Here is a 19,910-nt window from a genome sequence, read left to right on the forward strand (position 1 = left end):
CTTTTTCCTGGCAGCTGTTTACTCGGCGAGAGGAGAGTGCGTAACATAGCGCTAACCCTCTTTGACAATGTGATCGCTATGACGAAACCCGCTTTTATCATCACCATCGATACTGAAGGCGATAACCTTTGGCAAAACCATCGGGAGATTAAAACAGAAAACGCCCGATACCTGCCTCGCTTCCAGTCACTGTGTGAAAAATATGGTTTCAAGCCAGTCTGGTTGACGAACTATGAGATGGCGGTCGATCCGGTTTATATCGATTTTGCCAAAGACGTGATCGCCCGCGGTCAGGGGGAAGTCGGCATGCACCTGCATGCCTGGAACAGCCCGCCGGAGCATGATTTGACCGGTGATGACTGGCGCTGGCAGCCCTACCTGATTGAATATCCCGATACGGTTCTGCGCGAAAAAGTGCTGTTTATGACCGAGCTGCTCGAGAACACCTTCCAGACGAAGATGCTCAGCCACCGCGCCGGACGTTGGGCGTTCGACAGCCGTTATGCCAGACTGCTTGTCGAACTTGGCTATCACGTCGATTGTTCCGTGACGCCCCGCGTAAACTGGCGTAACGCAAAAGGGGCTCCACAGGGAACAGGCGGCACCGATTATCAATCCTTCCCGGATAGCGCCTATTTTATGGATATGGACGCTATCCATAAGCCAGGAAACAGCCCGCTGCTGGAAGTGCCGATGAGTATCCAGTACAAACATCCCGGTTGGCTGAATAGCGTGAAGCAAGGCTACGATCGTCTGCGTGGCAAATATCGCTCTCCTTCGGTCAACTGGCTGCGCCCGGCGGGCGGTAATGCGGATGAGATGATCAATGTGGCGGAAAAATGCCTGGCTCAGGGCAACGACTACGTTGAATTTATGCTGCACTCATCGGAGTTTATGCCCGGCGGCAGCCCTACGTTTAAAGACGAAGCGGCAATCGAAGGTCTGTATCAGGATCTGGAGAAGCTCTTTGCCTGGCTTGCACCGCGAACCCAGGGAATGACTTTGGCAGAGTTTTATCAGATGAAAAAAAACGCCGGTTGACCGGCGTTTTTTTTGTATTACTTGGTCACCTTTGATACAGGCGTGCTCATCACAATTATTAGTGGTAGCCAGAAAAGAACCCAATACTCACGTGGGTTGCTAATAATGAACATGCCTTGTGTTGTATAGAACACTAGCGCAAACAACCAAATGGCGACTTCTGCTTTTTGGTTCAGCGCAAAATGCTGTTTGCAACGCCACAGAGCAAGCCCAATGACAAACACAAATAATATAAATCCAACTGCCCCACCTTTAAGTAAAGCTGCAAAATACAGGCTGTGTGTGGTGGTGATATGCTGGCCTATACTATTGACGAACTTCAGTTCTTTCTCAAACCCCCATCCGAAAATAGGTTTTTGCATTGCCACATCCCAGGCGTGCTGCCAGATGCCGAATCGTACAAAGCTTTGTTGATAGGATGAGTCAATGCGAGAGATAAAGGTATCGAGGAATCCACTGGCGTAAAGTAAACCCGCAGCCGCAATAATGAGTAATGAAATTGCAGCTAATGATTTGACATTCCATTTTGGGCGCAAAAGAGCAGTCACTGCGCTTGCGACTATAAGTGCCATTAACGGCCCGCGACTCTGAGTGAGTATCAGACAGAGCAGTAAAAGTGGGATGGGGGCCAGGAACCACAAAGATCTGAATTCACGCATTAGCAGTACGCTGAAAAGAATCCCTAATGCCATATACCCGCCTAGATCGATGACATTGTCAGGCGACCAGGGAAAACCATCCCGCAAACGTGAATGGAAGATATGGCTCTTATCAACCAGGGCTAGTGTGAGCACTGCCAGGATAATGGTGCCGAGCCATGCTGCCGTGATGACGTATTTTTTGTAGCCCGCGAGTTCAGCCTGCCGGTACAACGCCATTAATATCAGTAAATAAAATGAGTGAGTTAGCGATGAGCTCAGGTGAGATGGAGTGGACCACAAATTGGAGAGCGAATAATACACGGCAAATACCGCAACGCTTATTAGCGCGTACAGGTATGATTTATCCTGGAAAAACTGGCGGCGAGCACTGGAAGAAAAAATGAGTGTCAGCAGGAATAACGATAATGCGAGATGAAACGAGATGTTAACCCGGGAGACGCCACAAAATATCGTACTCATCAGGATGAAGAAAACAAAGAAAGATAAATAGATGTTTTTCATTCTAACCAATGACATCATTAAAAACCTTGTTTGGGAAAAGTACTTTCGGGTACGGAGCTTAACGGCGAAAGATTAATCACTGAGATTCCTTTCATTGCCAACACTTCGCTTGCTAATTGTAAAGCCGGGAAAACTAATTCATTAAGTTTGTCATGCAGATACGAAGGGCGCTTACTGGATTCATTTTCATAAAATCGGGGTGCGGATAAATTATTTAAATCCAGTCCAGCAATATAAATTTTTGCGAAACCCAAATGTGCAATGACCTGGAGTGCCCAATAAACGACGGTGCCTGCATCAAACACACCTTTGCAAATATCAGTGCTGAAAGCAATCTCAGGATATTTATGCGAGAAGACAATATTTTCTCTGGCAGAAAAATGATGTTCGATTTGGTTTTTCTTTACCGATGGCTTATACGTTTCATAACAAATATCTTCTATTATAGCTAGCTTACAATGAATGTTCTCATAACCTAATGCATCTATTAGCTTGATGATGCCCATGACCGTTGTGAAGAGTGTAATGCCTTGAGAAGAGCAGATTTCTTTGATTATCTGGGCGTGATGATCGATAAATGTCATATCAACGATAAAATAGAGTTTAAACTTAAGGGTGTCCTTGAGTTTCCATGCTCCATTTACACCCGCTATCGTGATGTTATCAGGTCGCTGGCTAAAGTCGATTTCGCGCACTGAAGGCCCGGTTGCCGTTAATAACAGGCTGCCCGAAAATTGATTTTGCATGTCGGATAGACGAGCCAGAGAAACGGACTGGTGACGATATTTTAAATCCGTGATCTCACCCGATTCAGCGCGACGGATTTTAACAAAGGGCCAAAGATTTTCGTTATGACGCATATTGCGCTTATGGGTATAACGGTAAATCTGTTTAGTCAGTGTGCCCATAATGACCCTGAATGTGATTCTTTTGATATATGTTTCGATGCAATGAATTGGTAGAGATTGGCCTCATCCTCGTCAGAAAGATGAAACAACTCTTCCCTAGGCTTATCAAAATAATATTTTGTCTCAAACACATACGAACAGATGTTCTCATCTTTACCGATCAGTAAGGTTTCCCCCAGCGGGCGCTGTTCGTAGTGGCAGCAGGGCCCAAACAGCAGGATCACCGGGACGTTAACCGCATCTGCGATGTAGACGTTGCCGGAATCGGAAGCAATGTAGCAATCCATTCTTGAGATAGCCCATGGCACGTCTTCGAGGGGGATTTGGCCAAGCAGGCTGATGATATTGCTTTGCTCACCGATGGCGCGATAGAGCTCATCGAGCCAGGATTGCTCATTTTCAGTGCCGAAAATGTAGAACTTGCAAGGCAGGTCAGCCAGGGTGTCGAAAATACGCTTCCAGATGGCCGGTGGAACCGTCTTTGCTTTGTTGCCTGCGGAAATGCTGAGGCCGATACGAATAACCCCCGGCGTATCCAGGGACTCAGGCCAGGCTTTTGGCTGATAGAGCGGGTGTGTGGCATGCTTCGGCGCATCCTGCCAGCTCAGCTTCCTGTCGGCGAGCTGCAGATAATTGGTGACGGACAGCGTTCGCTTCCCGTGTTCCACCACGCCATCCGCCGCCATATAGAAAATGCTGTGATACCAGCGACGGGTGTAGATGCTCAGGAACTGCTTATTTTTTGCATTGCAGACAGCGGCAAAGAACAGGTTGGTGCTGTTTGGCTGCAGCAAATACACGTTGTCGTAGCGATTCATTATCTGCCAGGCAAAGGCCAGCTTGGCCAACACATTGCGCTTCTTTTTGCCGATAAGGTAAATCGTCTCGATGGTGTCATCGCGGCTGGCCAGAGGCTCTACGGCGCGGCTTATCAGCACATCGCTTTTTTTCAGATGGCAGAGCAAGGGCGTGGCATTGACGAAATCGCCAATCTTCGCGGTCTGGATGACGAGGTTCTTACCGGTCTCTTTGCGAAACAGCTTTCCCAGCAGCTTTACCGGAAGAAAGAGAATGAACAGAAGCACATAGCTCATTGACTACGTTTCCTTGCCCGTAGGTTGCAGGTTGCTCTGTAAAGCGTTGAAAATCGCATCTGCCGTGATATCTCCCATCTTGCCCGTTGGGCTGACGTATTGTTGTTGGTTTTTGCCGTAACCGCCAATCAGCCCGGGATCGGTCGGGCCGAAAAGTGTGATGTTTGGGCGATCCAGCGCCGCGGTTAAATGGCTCAAGCCGGTGTCGACAGAGACAATGGCCTGCGCCCCGGCGAGCTTCGCGGCAACGTCTGCCAGCGTTAGCTTCGGCAAGACCTCGACATGACTGAGCCCGGCGGCAATGCGTTCCGCACGCTGGCGTTCATGTTCCGCGCCCCACGGCAGTTTAATCTGTAATCCGCTTTGTTGCATCAGTTCTACGAGGGCTCGCCAGTGGGATTCCGGCCAGTGTTTATCATCACGGGTTGTGGCGTGCAGGAATATGACATACGGAATGCCGTTGTGTTCCTGTAAATTCTGAAAATGCTGCGCGATGGCATAATCACCCTGCGTTTTCGGCTTCGGATAACCAAGGCTTTTGGCGAACAGTTCACGGGTGCGCTCGACGGCGTGCTGCTGCTTTTCTATGTGGTGACGTCGATTGTAGAACAGGCTCGCCAGCGGTTCACGGGCGCTGGACCAGTCCATACCGTGCTTAACGCCATGCGCCAGGCGCGTGACCAGCGCGGCGCTTTTCACCAGTCCTTGCGCGTCGATGATGGCATCATACTTTTGCGCCTGCACTTTCTGACGGAATGCCTGCCGCTCGGCTTTCACCGGCGCGGAAAACCAGGCTTTCCGCCAGCGACGGATCGCCACAGGAATGACATTCTCTACCGCAGAGTGCCAGGTCGGAATTTGCGCAAAACCTTCCTCGACTGCCCAGTCAAAACGAATGCCCGGAATGGCCTGGACGGCGTCGGTCAGCGCGGGCAATGTGTGGAGGACATCACCCATGGAGGAGGTTTTTACAATCAGCACTCGCATCCGTTACGCGTCCCCGGCCAGCAATAATTGGTTCAGCTCTTCCAGCACGCGGGCAGGCGTGATGTCGATCAGGCTCTGATGATAGCCCTCTTCACCGTCTCCTTTGCGCACTTTGTGGTAGCCGGTAATCAGGCGGATAACTTTAGCCTTGTTCGACAGCGGCGGAGTGAAGTCCGGGCTGCTTGGGCCATACAGCGCGACCAGCGGGCGGTTCAACGCCGCAGCAACGTGCATCAGACCTGAATCGTTGGTGACGACAGCTTTGCAGGCGGCAAGCAGAACCACCGCCTGTTCCAGCTGGGTTTCTCCGGCCAGGTTACGGCACCAGGCCTGCTGTTCCTGACTGAGCGCGGCCAGAATTTCATTTCCGGCATCGTGGTCTTTGGCAGAACCGAACAGCACGACCTGATAGCCTTCGTCGATCAACTGTTTCGCCAGCTCGGCATAGTGATAGTGCGGCCAGCGCTTCGCCGGGCCAAACTCAGCCCCGGGGCAAAAGCCTATCATCTGCCGCTCAGCGGAGAGGTTAAAGGTGGCACAGATCTGCGATTTTTCGCCTTCATTCACCTGAAGCTGCGGCCAGAGCAGCGGCTGCGGTAAATCTTTCGCCGAGCGCATCACGCCTTTATCGTAGGCCAGCGCCACATAGCGCTCAACCATCAGCGGCCAGGCGGCTTTGTCGAGCACGCGGGCATCGTTCAACAGGCCGTAGCGCATTTCGCCACGCCAGCCGGTACGCTGCGGGACGCCAGCAAAGAAGGGGACAAGGGCCGATTTGAACGAGTTGGGCAGGACATAGGCGCGGTCATAGCGTTTTTCGCGCAGGCTGTGCCCCAGCCGACGGCGTTCGCCAATTTCCAGCGCTCCGTGCCCGAGAGGCATTGAAATGGCCTCGTTGACTTCCGGCATGCGCGATAAAAGCGGACGGCACCACGCCGGTGCCATCACATCAATGATCGCCTGGGGATAGCGCGCCTTGAGCGTGCGATAGAGACTTTGCGACATCATCATGTCGCCCACCCATGACGGGCCAATCACCAGTATTTTCATTTTTTATCTTATGCGTCGCGGTTCAGCCAGTGCATGTACTCGGTGACGCCTTCGGCCACGGTTTTGAAAGGTTTATCATAGCCTGCCGCACGCAGGTTGGTGAGGTCAGCCTGAGTAAACGCCTGGTAGCGGCCTTTGAGTTTTTCCGGGAACGGAATGTACTCGATGCTGCCTTTCTGATGATACGCCAGAGTAGCATCCGCGACGGCCTGGAAGGATTCCGCGCGGCCAGTACCGAGATTGAAAATTCCGGATACGCCGTTTTCCCAGAACCACAGATTAACTGCCGCCACGTCACCGACATACACGAAGTCACGCTTGAAGCTGTCGCTGCCTTCAAACAGTTTCGGGCTTTCGCCATTGTTCAGCTGGGTGTTGAGGTGGAACGCCACGCTCGCCATGCTGCCTTTGTGGCCTTCGCGCGGACCGTAGACGTTGAAGTAGCGGAAGCCCACAACAGGGGAATCCACTTCCGGCAGGATCTGACGGACGTATTCGTCGAACAGGAACTTAGAGTAGCCGTAAACGTTAAGCGGCTTTTCATATTCGCGCGATTCGATGAAGTCAGAAGTGCGGCCACCGTAGGTTGCAGCGGAAGAGGCGTACAGGAACGGGATTTCGCGCTCCAGGCAGTAGTGCAGCAGCTCTTTGGAGTACTGATAGTTGTTATCCATCATGTACTTGCCATCCCACTCGGTGGTGGAAGAACAGGCGCCTTCGTGGAACACGGCTTCGATTTCACCCAACTCTTCTCCGGCCATAATCTGGATTAGGAAGTCTTCTTTATCCATATAGTCGGCGATGTTGAGGTCGACCAGGTTGACGAATTTGGTGCCATCTTTCAGGTTGTCCACCACCAGTATGTCAGTGATGCCTTTATCATTCAGTGCCTTAACGATGTTGCTGCCAATGAAGCCTGCGCCGCCGGTAACGATGATCATAACGATAACCTTTGAAATGTGAGTGACCGGGACTATCCCGGACGCTAATGGTTCTTATCATACCATCACTGTGCGGAGTCTTCACATTCACCGACAAGCCGCGTGGGTACACGTGATTTATGCTACAAAAATGCTTATCTGGCGAGGTGTCATCTCGTATACGTCATAAGCATTGGGTAATATGTTCCAAATTTTGCCGAATCTGGAGAGTTGCAATGCGTGGTGATTTTTACAAACAGTTAACCAGCGACCTGGAGACCGCCCGTGCGGAAGGGTTGTTTAAAGAGGAACGCATCATTACCTCCGCCCAGCAGGCGGATATCACCGTCGGCGACGGTAGCCAGGTCATCAACTTCTGCGCCAACAACTACCTGGGCCTGGCCAACCACCCGGAACTGATCGCGGCCGCGAAAGCTGGCATGGACAGCCACGGATTCGGCATGGCATCCGTCCGCTTCATTTGCGGCACTCAGGACAGCCATAAAGCGCTCGAGAAAAAACTCGCTGATTTCCTCGGTATGGAAGACGCCATTCTGTACTCCTCCTGCTTCGACGCCAACGGCGGCCTGTTTGAAACCCTGCTCGGCGCGGAAGACGCCATTATTTCCGATGCCCTGAACCACGCCTCCATCATTGACGGCGTCCGCCTGTGCAAAGCGAAGCGCTTCCGCTACGCCAACAACGACATGGCTGAACTGGAAGCGCGCCTGAAAGAAGCTCGCGAAGCCGGGGCGCGTCACGTGCTGATCGCCACTGACGGCGTGTTCTCCATGGACGGCGTCATTGCCAACCTGAAAGGCGTCTGCGACTTGGCAGACAAATACGATGCGCTGGTGATGGTCGATGATTCCCACGCGGTCGGCTTCGTGGGTGAAAACGGTCGTGGTTCGCATGAGTATTGTGACGTGATGGATCGGGTCGACATCATCACCGGCACGCTCGGCAAAGCGCTTGGTGGCGCATCCGGTGGCTATACCGCCGCGCGTAAAGAAGTTGTTGAGTGGCTGCGTCAGCGTTCACGCCCGTATCTGTTCTCTAACTCCCTGGCGCCGGCTATCGTTGGCGCCTCTATTAAAGTGCTGGAAATGGTCGAGTCCGGAGCCGAGCTGCGCGATCGTCTGTGGGCCAACGCCCGTCTGTTCCGTGAAAAAATGTCTGCGGCAGGATTCACCCTGGCCGGGGCCGATCACGCCATCATCCCTGTGATGTTGGGTGAAGCCACCGTCGCACAAGAGTTTGCCCGCGAGCTGCAAAAAGAAGGGATTTACGTCACCGGTTTCTTCTTCCCGGTGGTGCCAAAAGGTCAGGCGCGTATCCGCACCCAGATGTCTGCGGCGCATACCCCTGAGCAAATTGAACGTGCGGTGGACGCGTTTACCCGCATCGGTAAGCAACTGGGCGTCATTGCCTGAGGACGTGAGATGAAAGCATTATCGAAACTGAAGGCCGAAGAAGGCATCTGGATGAACGACGTGCCTGAACCGGAAGTCGGGCACAACGACCTGCTGATTAAGATTCGCAAAACCGCCATCTGCGGTACCGATGTCCATATCTACAACTGGGACGAGTGGTCGCAGAAAACCATTCCTGTGCCAATGGTTGTCGGCCATGAATACGTGGGCGAAGTGGTTGGCATTGGCCAGGAAGTGAAGGGCTTTAAAATTGGCGATCGCGTGTCTGGCGAAGGTCACATCACCTGCGGCCACTGCCGTAACTGCCGCGCGGGCCGCACGCATCTGTGCCGCAACACCACCGGCGTGGGCGTAAACCGTCCGGGCTGTTTCGCAGAATATCTGGTGCTGCCGGCGTTCAACGCCTTCAAAATCCCGGATAATATTTCTGACGATCTGGCCTCCATCTTCGATCCGTTCGGCAACGCGGTACACACGGCGCTCTCCTTCGATCTGGTCGGCGAAGACGTGCTGGTGTCCGGTGCAGGCCCGATTGGCATCATGGCGGCAGCCGTGGCAAAACACGTTGGCGCGCGCAATGTCGTCATCACCGACGTGAACGAATACCGTCTGAGCCTTGCACGTAAAATGGGCGTCACCCGCGCGGTGAACGTGGCGAATGAAAATCTGAAAGACGTGATGGCCGAGCTTGGCATGACCGAAGGCTTCGACGTGGGCCTGGAGATGTCCGGCGCGCCACCGGCGTTCCGCACCATGCTGGACACCATGAACCACGGCGGGCGCATCGCAATGCTGGGTATTCCGCCATCAGATATGTCCATCGACTGGACCAAAGTCATCTTCAAAGGGCTGTTCATCAAAGGCATCTATGGCCGCGAGATGTTCGAAACCTGGTACAAGATGGCGGCGCTGATTCAGTCCGGCCTGGATCTCTCGCCAATCATCACCCATCGCTTCGGCATCGATGACTTCCAGAAAGGCTTTGACGCCATGCGTTCAGGCCAGTCCGGGAAGGTTATCCTGAGCTGGGATTAAACCCCTCTACGTCATGTTGGGTCATTGTGTTGGCCCAACATGATAACCACAATGTTTTAATACCTCACTGCTATCAGAATTTGGTTTGCGTTCTTTTTCACGAAGCAGATATACTCTGCCGAATGTTTTATTTATTACGATATTCTTCGGTTTTTTGGTCCAGAGGGTGTGATGAAACATTTCTTAAAAAAATTAAACAGGAAAAAGAACTACTTCTTAAAAAGCAAGAAGCTGGCTCTTAAATTACATTTAATTACTGCGTTGGCGGCCAGAAAAAAATCTGATAACAATTTAGAATATAAAGATAAACTTGATTACATTATTCTTCCATTTATAGGGAAGGGGATCGGTGATGCAATTGTTATAGGCAGCGTGGTAGAAACGCTCGCGAATCACGGCTACCGCGTTTTGATCATTTCAGATAAGCGCACTCATTTTGTTTTTGAACACAACAAGTATGTTGAAAAGCTATTTCTGTATGATAAAACAAATAGCCGGGAAATCATTGATGAGCTGAAGCGTTACCCGAAATCTGTCTTTGTAGATTCTCATGAAATTACAAAAGATAGCGTGGAAGCGTTTAAATTGATCAAGGATATAAAGCCGTTTAAAACAATTGGTTTTAATGATAAATATAAAATCTACGATCACGCGATTACTTCCTACGATATCTTAGGGCATGTGAGTAACCGATATGTTGCTTTGCTGTCATATCTTAACTTGCCCGAAGAAGCTTACGAGTATTCTGTAGCCATCCCTGAAAAGAACAAAGTAGAAGCCGCTGGATTTCTGTCTGGTTTAAAGGCGAAATATGTCGTTACGTTCACGCCTTATGGCAGCGTTCGCGAAAGATTTTTCTCTGAAAAACAGATTGTAGCCGTGCTGGACTATTTTAAAACTTGCAGTGATGTTCACGTGGTCATCATTGGTGAACAAAATAAAATAAAGCATATTCCTGACGACACCAACATCACCAAGAATCATCACGGTGAATTCTTTACTGCTGCTGAGCTTGTCAGATGCAGCGATCTGGTCGTGTCGCCGGACACCTCAATCGTACATCTTGCGCGTGCATTCAATAAAAGAATCGTTTGTGTCTATCCTTTCAAAATATTAAGTCATGGCGCGAATAATGCCGTTGCCTGGGGGCCAAACTATTCACGAGCCCGCCAGATTAAACTGGTCGAGAAGAACATTATGGATGCAGATATCAACGTTATCCTCAGCGCTATTGAAGAAGAAATCCAGGCTATCAGAGCATCCAATCAATAACTCAGATCCCGAAGATGAAGTTTATTCTTCGGGGCGTACCTGCTTCTGAAAGGGCGGGTATTATGACTCTACCCGCTCACTGTTCTCACACCACCCTGCCCGCTCAGGGCTTATCCCAGCCCTGCCACTGCAGCTGAAAATACTGCACCAGCGTGCTGTGAGTGATGCTGTCGCTTAACACATCGAAGAAACGGCTCGCATAAACTGGCTGCTGCGGCTGTTTCGGCTTGCAGAGCTTCACGCCGCGGAACGGATTACGTGGCGCTGTCGGCCGTACCGGGGCAGCATTGTTCGGCGTTGAGGTATCGACCTGCGGCTCGTTTAGCAGGCTGCTTGGGCGAACCAGGGTGATGTCGGGCGGCAGGTTGTACACCATCTGCTGAAGCACGCGCACCGTAGTCGGATGCGGATGCCCAATGGCAATGGCTGACCCGCTGCGTCTCGCAATCTGAATAGCACGATTAAACTGTGTGCGGATATCCGCTTCGTTCTGCGTGTCGTCGAGGAACACCTTGCGCTTAATCACCTTCACGTTTGTTCCGGCGGCGGCGCGCATCGACTGACTGTTGCCAATCGTCATGCTGTCGAGGAAGTAGAAATTGTAGTGACTCAGCGTCTGCATCACCTTCTGCATGCCGAACAGGCTGGAGGTCATGGCGCTGCCCATGTGGTTATTCAGCCCCACGGCGTAAGGCACTTTACTCACCGCTTCGCGAACGATGCGATCGATTTCATCGCTGCTCATCTCCGGGCGCAGGGTGTCTTTCTCCAGCGGCTGCTTGCTGAGCGGTGCCATCGGCAGGTGGATCAGCACTTCGTGGCCGCTATTGTGGGCTTTGGTCGCCATTTCTCTGGCGTGCGGCGCATTGGGCAGAACGGCGACGGAGATGGTGTTGGGCAGGGCCAGCACCTGGTTTTCCTGCTGAGGGCGATAGCCAAAATCGTCAATGACTATCGAGAGTTTTCCGGCGTGGGCCGGAGAGACCATCGCCAGAAGAGCGGCGACGGATAACGCTAACGGGCGAAATTGAAGCAAAACTTATCTTCCCAACCACGGCTGTGGATTGACCGCCTGACCCTGGCGGCGAATTTCGAAGTAGAGTGACGGTCGGCCCTGACCGCCACTGCTGCCCACAAGGGCAATCGGCTGGCCGGCGCGAACCTGAGTGCCGACGCTGACCAGCGCGCTCTGGTTGTATCCGTAAAGGCTCATGTCGCCTTTTCCGTGCTCCACCACCACGACCAGGCCGTAGCCCTGCAGCCAGTCGGCGAGGATCACGCGGCCATCGGCGATGGCTTTGACCTCAGTGCCTTCAGACGCACCGATAACCATCCCTTTCCAACGTAGTTCACCCTGAAGCTGTTCGCCATAGCGATGCAGCGTCGGGCCACGCACCGGCCAGTAAGCCTGGCCGCGAGGTGAGCCCAGGCCGCCGGTACGGGCCATCAGCGAGCGCTCACTTTCGGAAGGTTTGTAGGTGGTGCCTTTGCGGGAAGCATCCTGCTGGCGGTCGCGAACGGCCTGCGCCTCTTTGGCTTCTTTCTCAGCCCGCGCCCGGGCGGCTGCTTCTGCCTGCGCGATGCGGGAGCGCATGCGGGATTCGTTGGCGCGCAGCTCGGAAAGCTGCTGCTGGCCAGCCTGAATCGAGGACTCAAGCCCCGAGAGGGTTTTCTTACGTTCGTTGCGCGCCTGCTCCAGTTTGGCCTGCTGCGCTTTTTGTTCGTAGAGCAGCGTTTGCTGCTGGCTCTGTTTCTCTTCAAGCAGGGCTTTCTGCGAGGCGACTTCTTCGCTGGTTTGTTTCAGCTGGGAGATGGTTTCCTGGCGAGCCTGGTTCAGATAGCCAAAATAAGCCTGCAAACGCTGGCCGCGCTGGCTCTCTTCGCCGCTGAGAATGAGCTGAATACCGGTATGTTCACCCTGGCGGAATGCCGCATCCAGCTGAGCGGCAAGGTTGCGCTCCTGAGCCGCTTTTTGCTTAAGCAGTTTGGTGATGGAGGCATTCATCTCATCGACCTGCTTATTGAGGTCGGCAAGGGTGTTCTGGGTTTCGCGCAGCTTACGGGCGGCGGCGGCAATCGCCTCTTCCTGGGTTTTAAGCTGAGCGAGCAGGGCTGAGCGCTGCTGTTGCTGCTGGCGTACCGCCTTCTCTTTGCTGGCGATATCAGCCTGAATAGATTTCAGCTGGTCGCGGTCGTCGGCATGGGCAGACGTCGCGCACAGCAATACGCCAGCGCTGAGTGCGCTGGCGTAGCAAACGGATCGGACTGCCGTCGCGATCCAGGTCTTTGAAACAATCGCCTTTCCCCTCATGGGGAGGGATTATTCCACGATGAACAGCGGCTTGCCAGTCATCTCTTGCGGGATTTCCATGCCCATCAGGGTCAGCATGGTTGGGGCGATGTCGGAGAGCTTACCGCCGTCAACCGCTTTCACTGCTTTGCTACCAACGTAAATCAGCGGCACTGGCAGGTTGGTGTGCGCGGTGTGCGCCTGGCCGGTAGACGGGTCACGCATCTGCTCGGCGTTGCCGTGGTCTGCGGTGATCAGCAGCTGACCGCCAACGGATTCAACCGCTTTGCTGACTTCGTCAATGCAGTGGTCCAGCGCTTCAACCGCTTTCACTGCCGCTTCCATCACGCCGGTGTGGCCAACCATGTCGCCGTTCGGGTAGTTACAGATGATCGCGTCGAACTTGCCGCCTTTGATGGCACCAACCAGTTTCTCGGTCAGTTCTGCGGAGCTCATTTCTGGCTGCAGATCGTAGGTCGCCACTTTCGGGGAGTTGATCAGAATACGCTCTTCACCCGCGAAGTTCTCTTCGATGCCGCCGTTGAAGAAGAAGGTCACGTGAGCGTATTTTTCGGTTTCAGAGATACGCAGCTGCGTTTTGTCGTTCTTCGCCATCCACTCGCCGAAGGTGTTGGCGAGAGACGCTGGTGGGTAGGCGCAAGGTGCCTGGATATCGGCGGCATACTGCGTCAGCATGATGTAATCGAGGTTAACGACTTTTTTGCGTGCGAAGCCGTCGAAGTCTTTGTTTACGAACGCACGCGTGATTTCACGGGCGCGGTCGGCGCGGAAGTTCATGAAGATCAGCGCGTCGCCGTCTTCCATTGCCGCATCGGCCTGGCCTTCGGCACGGATAACGGTCGCTTTCACGAACTCGTCGTTTTCATCACGTGCGTAAGCGGCTTCCAGCGCTGCAACGGCAGAATCGAACTGGAATTCGCCTTTTGCCAGCGTCATCAGGTCATAGGCCTGTTCAACGCGGTCCCAGCGGTTGTCGCGGTCCATGGCGTAGTAACGACCGATGATAGAAGCGACGCGGCCTTTGCCCAGCGCGGCAAATTTCTCTTCGAAGGCTGCCAGGGAGGATTTCGCGCTGCGAGGTGGGGTGTCACGACCATCGAGGAAGGCGTGCAGATAGATTTTCTCTGCGCCGCGCTCTGCGGCCATTTCGACCATCGCCATGATGTGATCTTCGTGGCTGTGAACGCCACCGGCAGAGAGCAGGCCCATGATGTGCACCGCTTTGCCTGCGGCAACGGCTTTATCGACGGCACCGGCCAGCACGCTGTTTTCGAAGAAGGTGCGCTCTTTGATTTCAACGTCCAGGCGGGTCAGGTCCTGATACACGATACGGCCTGCGCCGAGGTTGACGTGGCCCACTTCAGAGTTACCCATCTGGCGGTCCGGCAGACCGACTTCCAGACCAGATGCGTCAATCAGGGTATGAGGGCGTTTTGCCCACAGGCCATCCATAACCGGCGTTTTCGCGCTGAAAATCGCGTTATCCTGCTGCTCTTCGCGATAGCCATAGCCATCCAGAATCACCAGTACCATCGGTTTTTTAGTATCAGACATTGCGACAACCTCATGCTCACAAGATAAAAAATTTGCGTAATTTTACTACAGCTGAATCGATAAATCTGCCTCAGAAGATCAAAGATCGGGCGCACCTGGCGGGGAGTTTGCTTATTTTTGGTTAAAATTTCGGGTACCAACCCGCAGAAATTGGATTAGCTTAGATTCGTCTTGCTGTAATTGCCACCACGCACAGGTATACTCCTTTCCTGTTTTTTTTAATCACTGAGTCGGGAGTTATCACCCCCCATGCAAGAAATTATGCAATTTGTTAGCCGCCATCCAATACTGAGTATCGCCTGGGTTGGCTTACTGGCTGCCGTACTGTTCACCACATTCAAAGGCCTGACCTCCAAAATCAAAGTGATCACCCGCGGTGAAGCCACGCGTCTTATCAACAAAGAAGAGGCGGTTGTGGTCGATCTGCGCCAGCGTGATGATTTCCGTAAAGGCCACATTGCCGGTTCCATTAACCTGCTGCCAACCGAAATCAAAGCAAATAACCTCGGTGAACTTGAAAAACATAAAGATATACCCATCATCGTTGTAGATGGTTCCGGTATGCAGGCTCAGGAGCCAGCCAACAACCTGAACAAAGCGGGCTTCGAGCGCGTTTTCGTTCTCAAAGAAGGTGTTGCGGGCTGGAGCGGTGAGAACCTGCCGCTGGTTCGCGGTAAGTAATTTTCTGAGGTAACGTCATGGCCAATATTGAGATCTACACCAAAGCAACCTGTCCGTTCTGTGTGCGCGCCAAAGCGCTGCTGAATCAGAAAGGCGTGAGTTTCCAGGAGTTACCCATTGACGGTAACGCCGCGAAGCGTGAAGAGATGATTGAACGTAGTGGCCGCACCACGGTGCCGCAAATTTTTATTGATGCACAGCACATTGGCGGCTGTGACGACTTGTATGCACTTGACGCACGTGGTGGACTCGATCCCCTGCTGAAATAATCCCTTTTAAGGACAAAAAAAGATGTCAGAACAAAACAACCCAGAAATGACTTTCCAGATCCAGCGCATCTACACCAAAGACGTTTCCTTTGAAGCGCCAAATGCGCCGCATGTTTTCCAGAAAGACTGGCAGCCAGAGGTTAAACTTGATCTGGATACCGCTTCTACCCAACTGGCAGAAGGCGTGTATGAAGTCGTACTGCGTGTGACCGTGACTGCGTCTCTGGGCGAAGAAACTGCGTTCCTGTGTGAAGTTCAGCAGGGCGGCATTTTCTCCATCGAAGGTATCGACGGAACTCAGATGGCACATTGCCTGGGTGCATACTGCCCGAACATCCTGTTCCCGTATGCGCGCGAGTGCATCACAAGCCTGGTTGGCCGCGGTACATTCCCACAGCTGAACCTTGCACCAGTGAACTTTGATGCGCTGTTTATGAACTATCTGCAGCAGCAGGCTGGCGAAGGTGCCGAACAACATCAGGATGCCTGATGAACGCACGTAAAGCTGCAATGACTGTGATCGGTGCCGGCTCGTACGGCACCGCTCTTGCCATCACCCTGGCAAGAAACGGCCACGATGTGGTGCTTTGGGGACATGACCCGAAACACCTCGCCGTGCTCCAGCAAGACCGCTGCAACGCGGCCTTCCTCCCTGATGTCCCTTTCCCTGACACACTGCACCTTGAAGCTGACCTCGCCACGGCGCTGGCCGCCAGCCGCGATATTCTGGTTGTGGTACCAAGCCATGTCTTTGGCGAAGTGCTGCGTCAGCTGAAACCGCTGCTGCGTCCGGATGCTCGTCTGGTCTGGGCAACCAAAGGGCTCGAGGCTGAAACCGGCCGTCTGTTACAGGATGTCGCCCGCGAAGCGCTCGGCGATGTCATTCCGCTGGCGGTGATTTCAGGCCCGACGTTCGCCAAAGAGCTGGCGGCAGGCATGCCAACGGCGATTGCGCTGGCGTCCACCGAGCCGCAGTTTGCCGAAGATCTGCAAAAGCTGCTGCACTGCGGCAAAAGCTTCCGCGTCTACAGCAACCCGGACTTTATCGGCGTGCAGCTTGGCGGTGCGGTGAAAAACGTTATCGCAATTGGCGCAGGCATGTCCGACGGTATTGGCTTTGGCGCGAATGCGCGCACGGCGCTGATCACCCGCGGCCTGGCTGAAATGTCCCGCCTGGGCGCAGCGTTAGGCGCCGATCCTGCCACCTTTATGGGTATGGCAGGACTTGGCGACCTGGTGCTGACCTGCACCGATAACCAGTCGCGCAACCGTCGTTTTGGCATGGCGCTCGGCCAGGGAAAAGACGTGCAAAGCGCGCAGGATGCGATTGGTCAGGTGGTCGAAGGCTACCGCAATACCAAAGAGGTTCGGGCACTTGCGCACCGTTTTGGTGTCGAAATGCCAATAACCGAGGAAATTTATCAGGTATTGTATTGCGGAAAGAATGCGCGCGAGGCAGCATTGACCTTATTAGGTCGTGCCAGCAAGGAAGAGCGCAGCCACCACTAGCCGCAGGGAATCGTCATCATCCCAATGACCCGGTCAGCGCAGAACTGACCGGTCATTTGCTTACCGCCTGGAGTTTGCAATGCCGTGTGAAGAACTGGACATCGTCTGGAACAATATCAAAGCCGAAGCCCGCGCGCTGGCTGACTGTGAGCCGATGCTTGCCAGTTTCTACCACGCCACGCTACTCAAACATGAAAACCTCGGCAGCGCGCTGAGCTACATGCTCGCCAATAAGCTCGCCTCATCCATCATGCCCGCCATCGCGATCCGTGAAGTGGTGGAAGAAGCCTACGCCGCCGACCCGGAAATGATCGCCTCTGCGGCCTGCGATATTCAGGCCGTGCGCACCCGCGACCCGGCGGTGGATAAATACTCCACGCCGCTGCTCTACCTTAAAGGTTTCCATGCGCTTCAGGCCTACCGCATCGGCCACTGGCTGTGGAATCAGGGGCGTCGGGCGTTGGCCATTTTCCTGCAAAACCAGGTCTCAGTGACGTTCCAGGTGGATATTCACCCGGCGGCGAAAATTGGCCGTGGGATCATGCTCGACCACGCCACTGGCATTGTGGTGGGCGAAACGGCCGTCATCGAAAATGACGTGTCCATCCTGCAATCCGTGACCCTCGGCGGGACAGGCAAAACCAGTGGCGATCGCCATCCAAAAATTCGTGAAGGGGTGATGATTGGCGCGGGAGCCAAAATTCTCGGCAACATCGAAGTGGGCCGCGGCGCGAAGATTGGCGCGGGCTCCGTGGTATTGCAGCCCGTTCCCCCGCACACCACCGCCGCAGGCGTTCCGGCGCGCATCGTCGGCAAGCCAGACAGCGACAAACCGGCGATGGACATGGATCAGCACTTCAACGGCATTCACCACACTTTTGAGTTTGGCGACGGCATCTGACTGATTGCCCGGCGACGCGCGTGCTTGCCGGGCCTGGACAAACGTCGAACCTGTAGGTCGGGTCAGGCGAAGCCGCCACCCGACAACGCCTTCAGCTGCGTAACACCGCGCCAGGATACCCCAGCTGGCGCCAGGCCTCATACACCACCACCGACACCGCGTTCGACAGGTTCATGCTGCGGCTGTCCGGCATCATCGGAATGCGAATTTTTTGTTCAGGCGGCAGCGCATCCAGAATCGTCGCAGGTAAGCCACGGGTTTCCGGGCCAAACATCAGATAATCTCCGGCCTGATAGCTGACCGCGCTGTGGGCAGGCGTACCTTTAGTCGTCAGAGCAAACAGACGCTGTGGCTTTTCAGCCTCAAAGAACGCATCGTAGCTGGCGTGGCGCTGAACGGCGGTGAACTCATGATAATCCAGCCCCGCGCGGCGCAGGCGCTTGTCGTCCCAGGTGAAGCCCATCGGCTCGATGATGTGCAGACGAAAGCCGGTGTTGGCGCACAGGCGAATGATGTTGCCGGTATTGGGTGGGATTTCAGGTTCGAATAAAACGATGTTAAGCATGCTGCCCCCTTAAATTGCGCGGGCAGAATAGCAGAATTTTTATTAACCCTCACCCGCGAGCCCTACGCGCCGCCGAGGCCAGGCCATCAATCCACTCCTGATGACCGTTAATCATCGGGTTGGGCGTGGTGGCAGCCAGCTGCTGCGCAGGCACGCCCTTCTGGGATTCCTGGGTCAGAATGCGCACGCGGCCTCCTGCTAAATCCTCAAACAGCCAGGCGTGGATCACGTCGAGGCGCGATTCTGCATCACCTTCCACCCAGCCGTGCCAGGCGATTCTGGCGGCCTTTCCGTCTACAGGTGGCACGTATTCCGTCACCTGCGCCTCTACGGGGTAACCAAAGGTGGTGAAACGAAAGCGCGCGTTGGCGCTCAGCAGCGGGCCGCTGCCGTCATGGAAGCGAATATCTTCTGCGTTGCTGTAGTAGGTCGGCCAGAGGGCGGTGTCATTGAGCTGCGCCCAGATATCCTGCGCCGTCAGCCCGGCGACGATGATTTCATTGGAGGCAAAATTGTCGGTGGTGCCTGGCAGGTAGTCGGCTGGCCAGACGATGGCGCTTTGGGTGGTTGGCTGTGTCATTTTGAACCTCGTCAGTGAATAAGTTAACGAGGTTCAGTCTGCGCGGCGGGATGATATAAATCGAATGACGATTGCTGATAGCGATCATCATTCAGGGTGATATCAGTGCAGCCAGGTGACGCCGTCCTGCGGCATAAACAGCACGTTGTAGCGATGCTGAAAAGCGTTGAACTCCGCGACGTCAGGGTCCAGCTCGCGTAAAAAACTCAGCGCCAGGCGTATTTGCGCATCGGTAACGGGTGCGGCAAGGCGTGCTTTTTGCAGCTGCCGGTGCCAGAAAAGCAGGTTCGACTCGCTGGCATCCACCACGGCCACCTGCCAGATAAGCAAAATCTGCGCGGCGTTCTGCAAATGCGCTTCATTCGGGCGATGCAGATAGCTCAGGTACTCCTCGCCCATCTTTTTTCCCATCTGATCGATCATCGATTCGATGTGCATGGGCGTGATGTTCAGACGCTCGCTCAGGCGCTTAATCGCCCGCCGCGAATCCGAAGTCAGTACCCGAAATCCCACCACAAATACCACCACTAGCGTGGCTAACGTCAACCAGATCATGCGTCCTCTCAGCTTGCTTCTGCCCGCACATCATAATGGCATCCTAGATTAAGTCGACAGCCAGACATGCCATAATGTGATT

General features: G+C 54.0%; 21 protein-coding genes. 9 read left to right on the top strand and 12 right to left on the bottom strand.

Going from position 1 to position 19,910, the window contains the following annotated elements; all coding sequences use genetic code 11:
* The first annotated feature begins 78 nt into the window (after window positions 1-78).
* Complete coding sequence (locus tag CRO87_RS08125; RefSeq protein ID WP_097162425.1) at window positions 79-1,041, top strand: polysaccharide deacetylase family protein; 963 nt, start codon at window positions 79-81, stop codon at window positions 1,039-1,041.
* Between the two features lie 17 nt (window positions 1,042-1,058).
* Here the strand turns inward: CRO87_RS08125 and CRO87_RS08130 are convergent, their stop codons facing one another.
* The 6 genes from CRO87_RS08130 to rfaD are packed head-to-tail and all read right to left on the bottom strand — an operon-like array spanning window position 1,059 to window position 7,184.
* Window positions 1,059-2,222, bottom strand: coding sequence for an O-antigen ligase (locus CRO87_RS08130; RefSeq protein WP_255252495.1), 1,164 nt, complete (start codon window positions 2,220-2,222; stop codon window positions 1,059-1,061).
* Complete coding sequence (locus CRO87_RS08135; protein WP_097162427.1) at window positions 2,222-3,112, bottom strand: sugar glycosyltransferase; 891 nt, start codon at window positions 3,110-3,112, stop codon at window positions 2,222-2,224. The genes CRO87_RS08130 and CRO87_RS08135 overlap by 1 nt, the downstream gene beginning before the upstream one ends.
* Complete coding sequence (locus tag CRO87_RS08140; RefSeq protein WP_097162428.1) at window positions 3,100-4,206, bottom strand: glycosyltransferase family 9 protein; 1,107 nt, start codon at window positions 4,204-4,206, stop codon at window positions 3,100-3,102. The genes CRO87_RS08135 and CRO87_RS08140 overlap by 13 nt, the downstream gene beginning before the upstream one ends.
* Window positions 4,207-4,209: 3 nt before the next feature.
* Window positions 4,210-5,193: a lipopolysaccharide heptosyltransferase RfaC gene (rfaC, locus tag CRO87_RS08145; protein WP_097162429.1), complete on the bottom strand. Its 984-nt coding sequence runs from the start codon at window positions 5,191-5,193 to the stop codon at window positions 4,210-4,212.
* 3 nt (window positions 5,194-5,196) lie between these two features.
* Entirely contained in the window at window positions 5,197-6,243 is a 1,047-nt protein-coding gene (gene rfaF / locus CRO87_RS08150) for an ADP-heptose--LPS heptosyltransferase RfaF (RefSeq protein ID WP_097162430.1), read from the bottom strand.
* Window positions 6,244-6,251: 8 nt separating this feature from the next.
* On the bottom strand, window positions 6,252-7,184 hold the full coding sequence (gene rfaD, locus CRO87_RS08155) for an ADP-glyceromanno-heptose 6-epimerase (protein WP_097162431.1): 933 nt from the start codon (window positions 7,182-7,184) through the stop codon (window positions 6,252-6,254).
* A gap of 215 nt (window positions 7,185-7,399) precedes the next feature.
* Between rfaD and kbl the strand changes: the two genes are divergently transcribed.
* The 3 genes from kbl (at window position 7,400) to CRO87_RS08170 (ending at window position 10,903) form a co-directional block, all read left to right on the top strand.
* Window positions 7,400-8,596, top strand: coding sequence for a glycine C-acetyltransferase (kbl, locus tag CRO87_RS08160; protein ID WP_097162432.1), 1,197 nt, complete (start codon window positions 7,400-7,402; stop codon window positions 8,594-8,596).
* 9 nt (window positions 8,597-8,605) lie between these two features.
* The gene (gene tdh, locus CRO87_RS08165; RefSeq protein WP_097162433.1) at window positions 8,606-9,631 is read left to right on the top strand and encodes an L-threonine 3-dehydrogenase; all 1,026 of its coding nucleotides are present in this window, start codon (window positions 8,606-8,608) and stop codon (window positions 9,629-9,631) included.
* A gap of 171 nt (window positions 9,632-9,802) precedes the next feature.
* Entirely contained in the window at window positions 9,803-10,903 is a 1,101-nt protein-coding gene (locus tag CRO87_RS08170; RefSeq protein ID WP_097162434.1) for a glycosyltransferase family 9 protein, read from the top strand.
* 103 nt (window positions 10,904-11,006) lie between these two features.
* Here CRO87_RS08170 and CRO87_RS08175 read toward each other — a convergent pair whose 3' ends face one another.
* Genes CRO87_RS08175 through gpmM form a run of 3 tightly spaced genes read right to left on the bottom strand, consistent with a single transcriptional unit; the run spans window position 11,007 to window position 14,768 of the window.
* Window positions 11,007-11,939 (bottom strand): divergent polysaccharide deacetylase family protein, encoded by a 933-nt coding sequence (locus tag CRO87_RS08175; protein ID WP_097162435.1) that lies wholly within the window; start codon window positions 11,937-11,939, stop codon window positions 11,007-11,009.
* A gap of 3 nt (window positions 11,940-11,942) precedes the next feature.
* The gene (gene envC, locus CRO87_RS08180) at window positions 11,943-13,214 is read right to left on the bottom strand and encodes a murein hydrolase activator EnvC (protein WP_097162436.1); all 1,272 of its coding nucleotides are present in this window, start codon (window positions 13,212-13,214) and stop codon (window positions 11,943-11,945) included.
* A gap of 9 nt (window positions 13,215-13,223) precedes the next feature.
* Window positions 13,224-14,768, bottom strand: coding sequence for a 2,3-bisphosphoglycerate-independent phosphoglycerate mutase (gene gpmM, locus CRO87_RS08185; RefSeq protein WP_097162437.1), 1,545 nt, complete (start codon window positions 14,766-14,768; stop codon window positions 13,224-13,226).
* A 249-nt stretch (window positions 14,769-15,017) separates the two neighbouring features.
* Here gpmM and CRO87_RS08190 point away from each other — a divergent pair, with 249 nt between their 5' ends.
* From CRO87_RS08190 to cysE, 5 genes are all read left to right on the top strand, one after another.
* Window positions 15,018-15,449, top strand: coding sequence for a rhodanese-like domain-containing protein (locus tag CRO87_RS08190; RefSeq protein ID WP_097162438.1), 432 nt, complete (start codon window positions 15,018-15,020; stop codon window positions 15,447-15,449).
* A 17-nt stretch (window positions 15,450-15,466) separates the two neighbouring features.
* Entirely contained in the window at window positions 15,467-15,718 is a 252-nt protein-coding gene (gene grxC / locus CRO87_RS08195; protein ID WP_097162439.1) for a glutaredoxin 3, read from the top strand.
* A 22-nt stretch (window positions 15,719-15,740) separates the two neighbouring features.
* A complete protein-coding gene (gene secB / locus CRO87_RS08200; RefSeq protein ID WP_097162440.1) occupies window positions 15,741-16,208 on the top strand; it encodes a protein-export chaperone SecB in 468 nt (155 codons plus the stop codon).
* Window positions 16,208-17,227 carry an NAD(P)H-dependent glycerol-3-phosphate dehydrogenase gene (gene gpsA / locus CRO87_RS08205; protein ID WP_097162441.1) on the top strand — a complete coding sequence of 340 codons (1,020 nt, stop codon included), beginning with the start codon at window positions 16,208-16,210 and terminating at the stop codon, window positions 17,225-17,227. The genes secB and gpsA overlap by 1 nt, the downstream gene beginning before the upstream one ends.
* Window positions 17,228-17,306: 79 nt before the next feature.
* Entirely contained in the window at window positions 17,307-18,128 is an 822-nt protein-coding gene (cysE, locus tag CRO87_RS08210; RefSeq protein ID WP_097162442.1) for a serine O-acetyltransferase, read from the top strand.
* A 91-nt stretch (window positions 18,129-18,219) separates the two neighbouring features.
* Here cysE and trmL read toward each other — a convergent pair whose 3' ends face one another.
* From trmL to CRO87_RS08225, 3 genes are all read right to left on the bottom strand, one after another.
* Window positions 18,220-18,693 (bottom strand): tRNA (uridine(34)/cytosine(34)/5-carboxymethylaminomethyluridine(34)-2'-O)-methyltransferase TrmL, encoded by a 474-nt coding sequence (gene trmL, locus CRO87_RS08215; RefSeq protein ID WP_097162443.1) that lies wholly within the window; start codon window positions 18,691-18,693, stop codon window positions 18,220-18,222.
* 49 nt (window positions 18,694-18,742) lie between these two features.
* Complete coding sequence (locus CRO87_RS08220; RefSeq protein ID WP_097162444.1) at window positions 18,743-19,273, bottom strand: SRPBCC domain-containing protein; 531 nt, start codon at window positions 19,271-19,273, stop codon at window positions 18,743-18,745.
* 102 nt (window positions 19,274-19,375) lie between these two features.
* Window positions 19,376-19,828 carry a DUF1198 family protein gene (locus CRO87_RS08225; RefSeq protein WP_097162445.1) on the bottom strand — a complete coding sequence of 151 codons (453 nt, stop codon included), beginning with the start codon at window positions 19,826-19,828 and terminating at the stop codon, window positions 19,376-19,378.
* Between the last annotated feature and the right edge of the window lie 82 nt (window positions 19,829-19,910).

The organism is Enterobacter sp. CC120223-11 (assembly GCF_900215375.1).
Lineage (GTDB): Bacteria > Pseudomonadota > Gammaproteobacteria > Enterobacterales > Enterobacteriaceae > Scandinavium.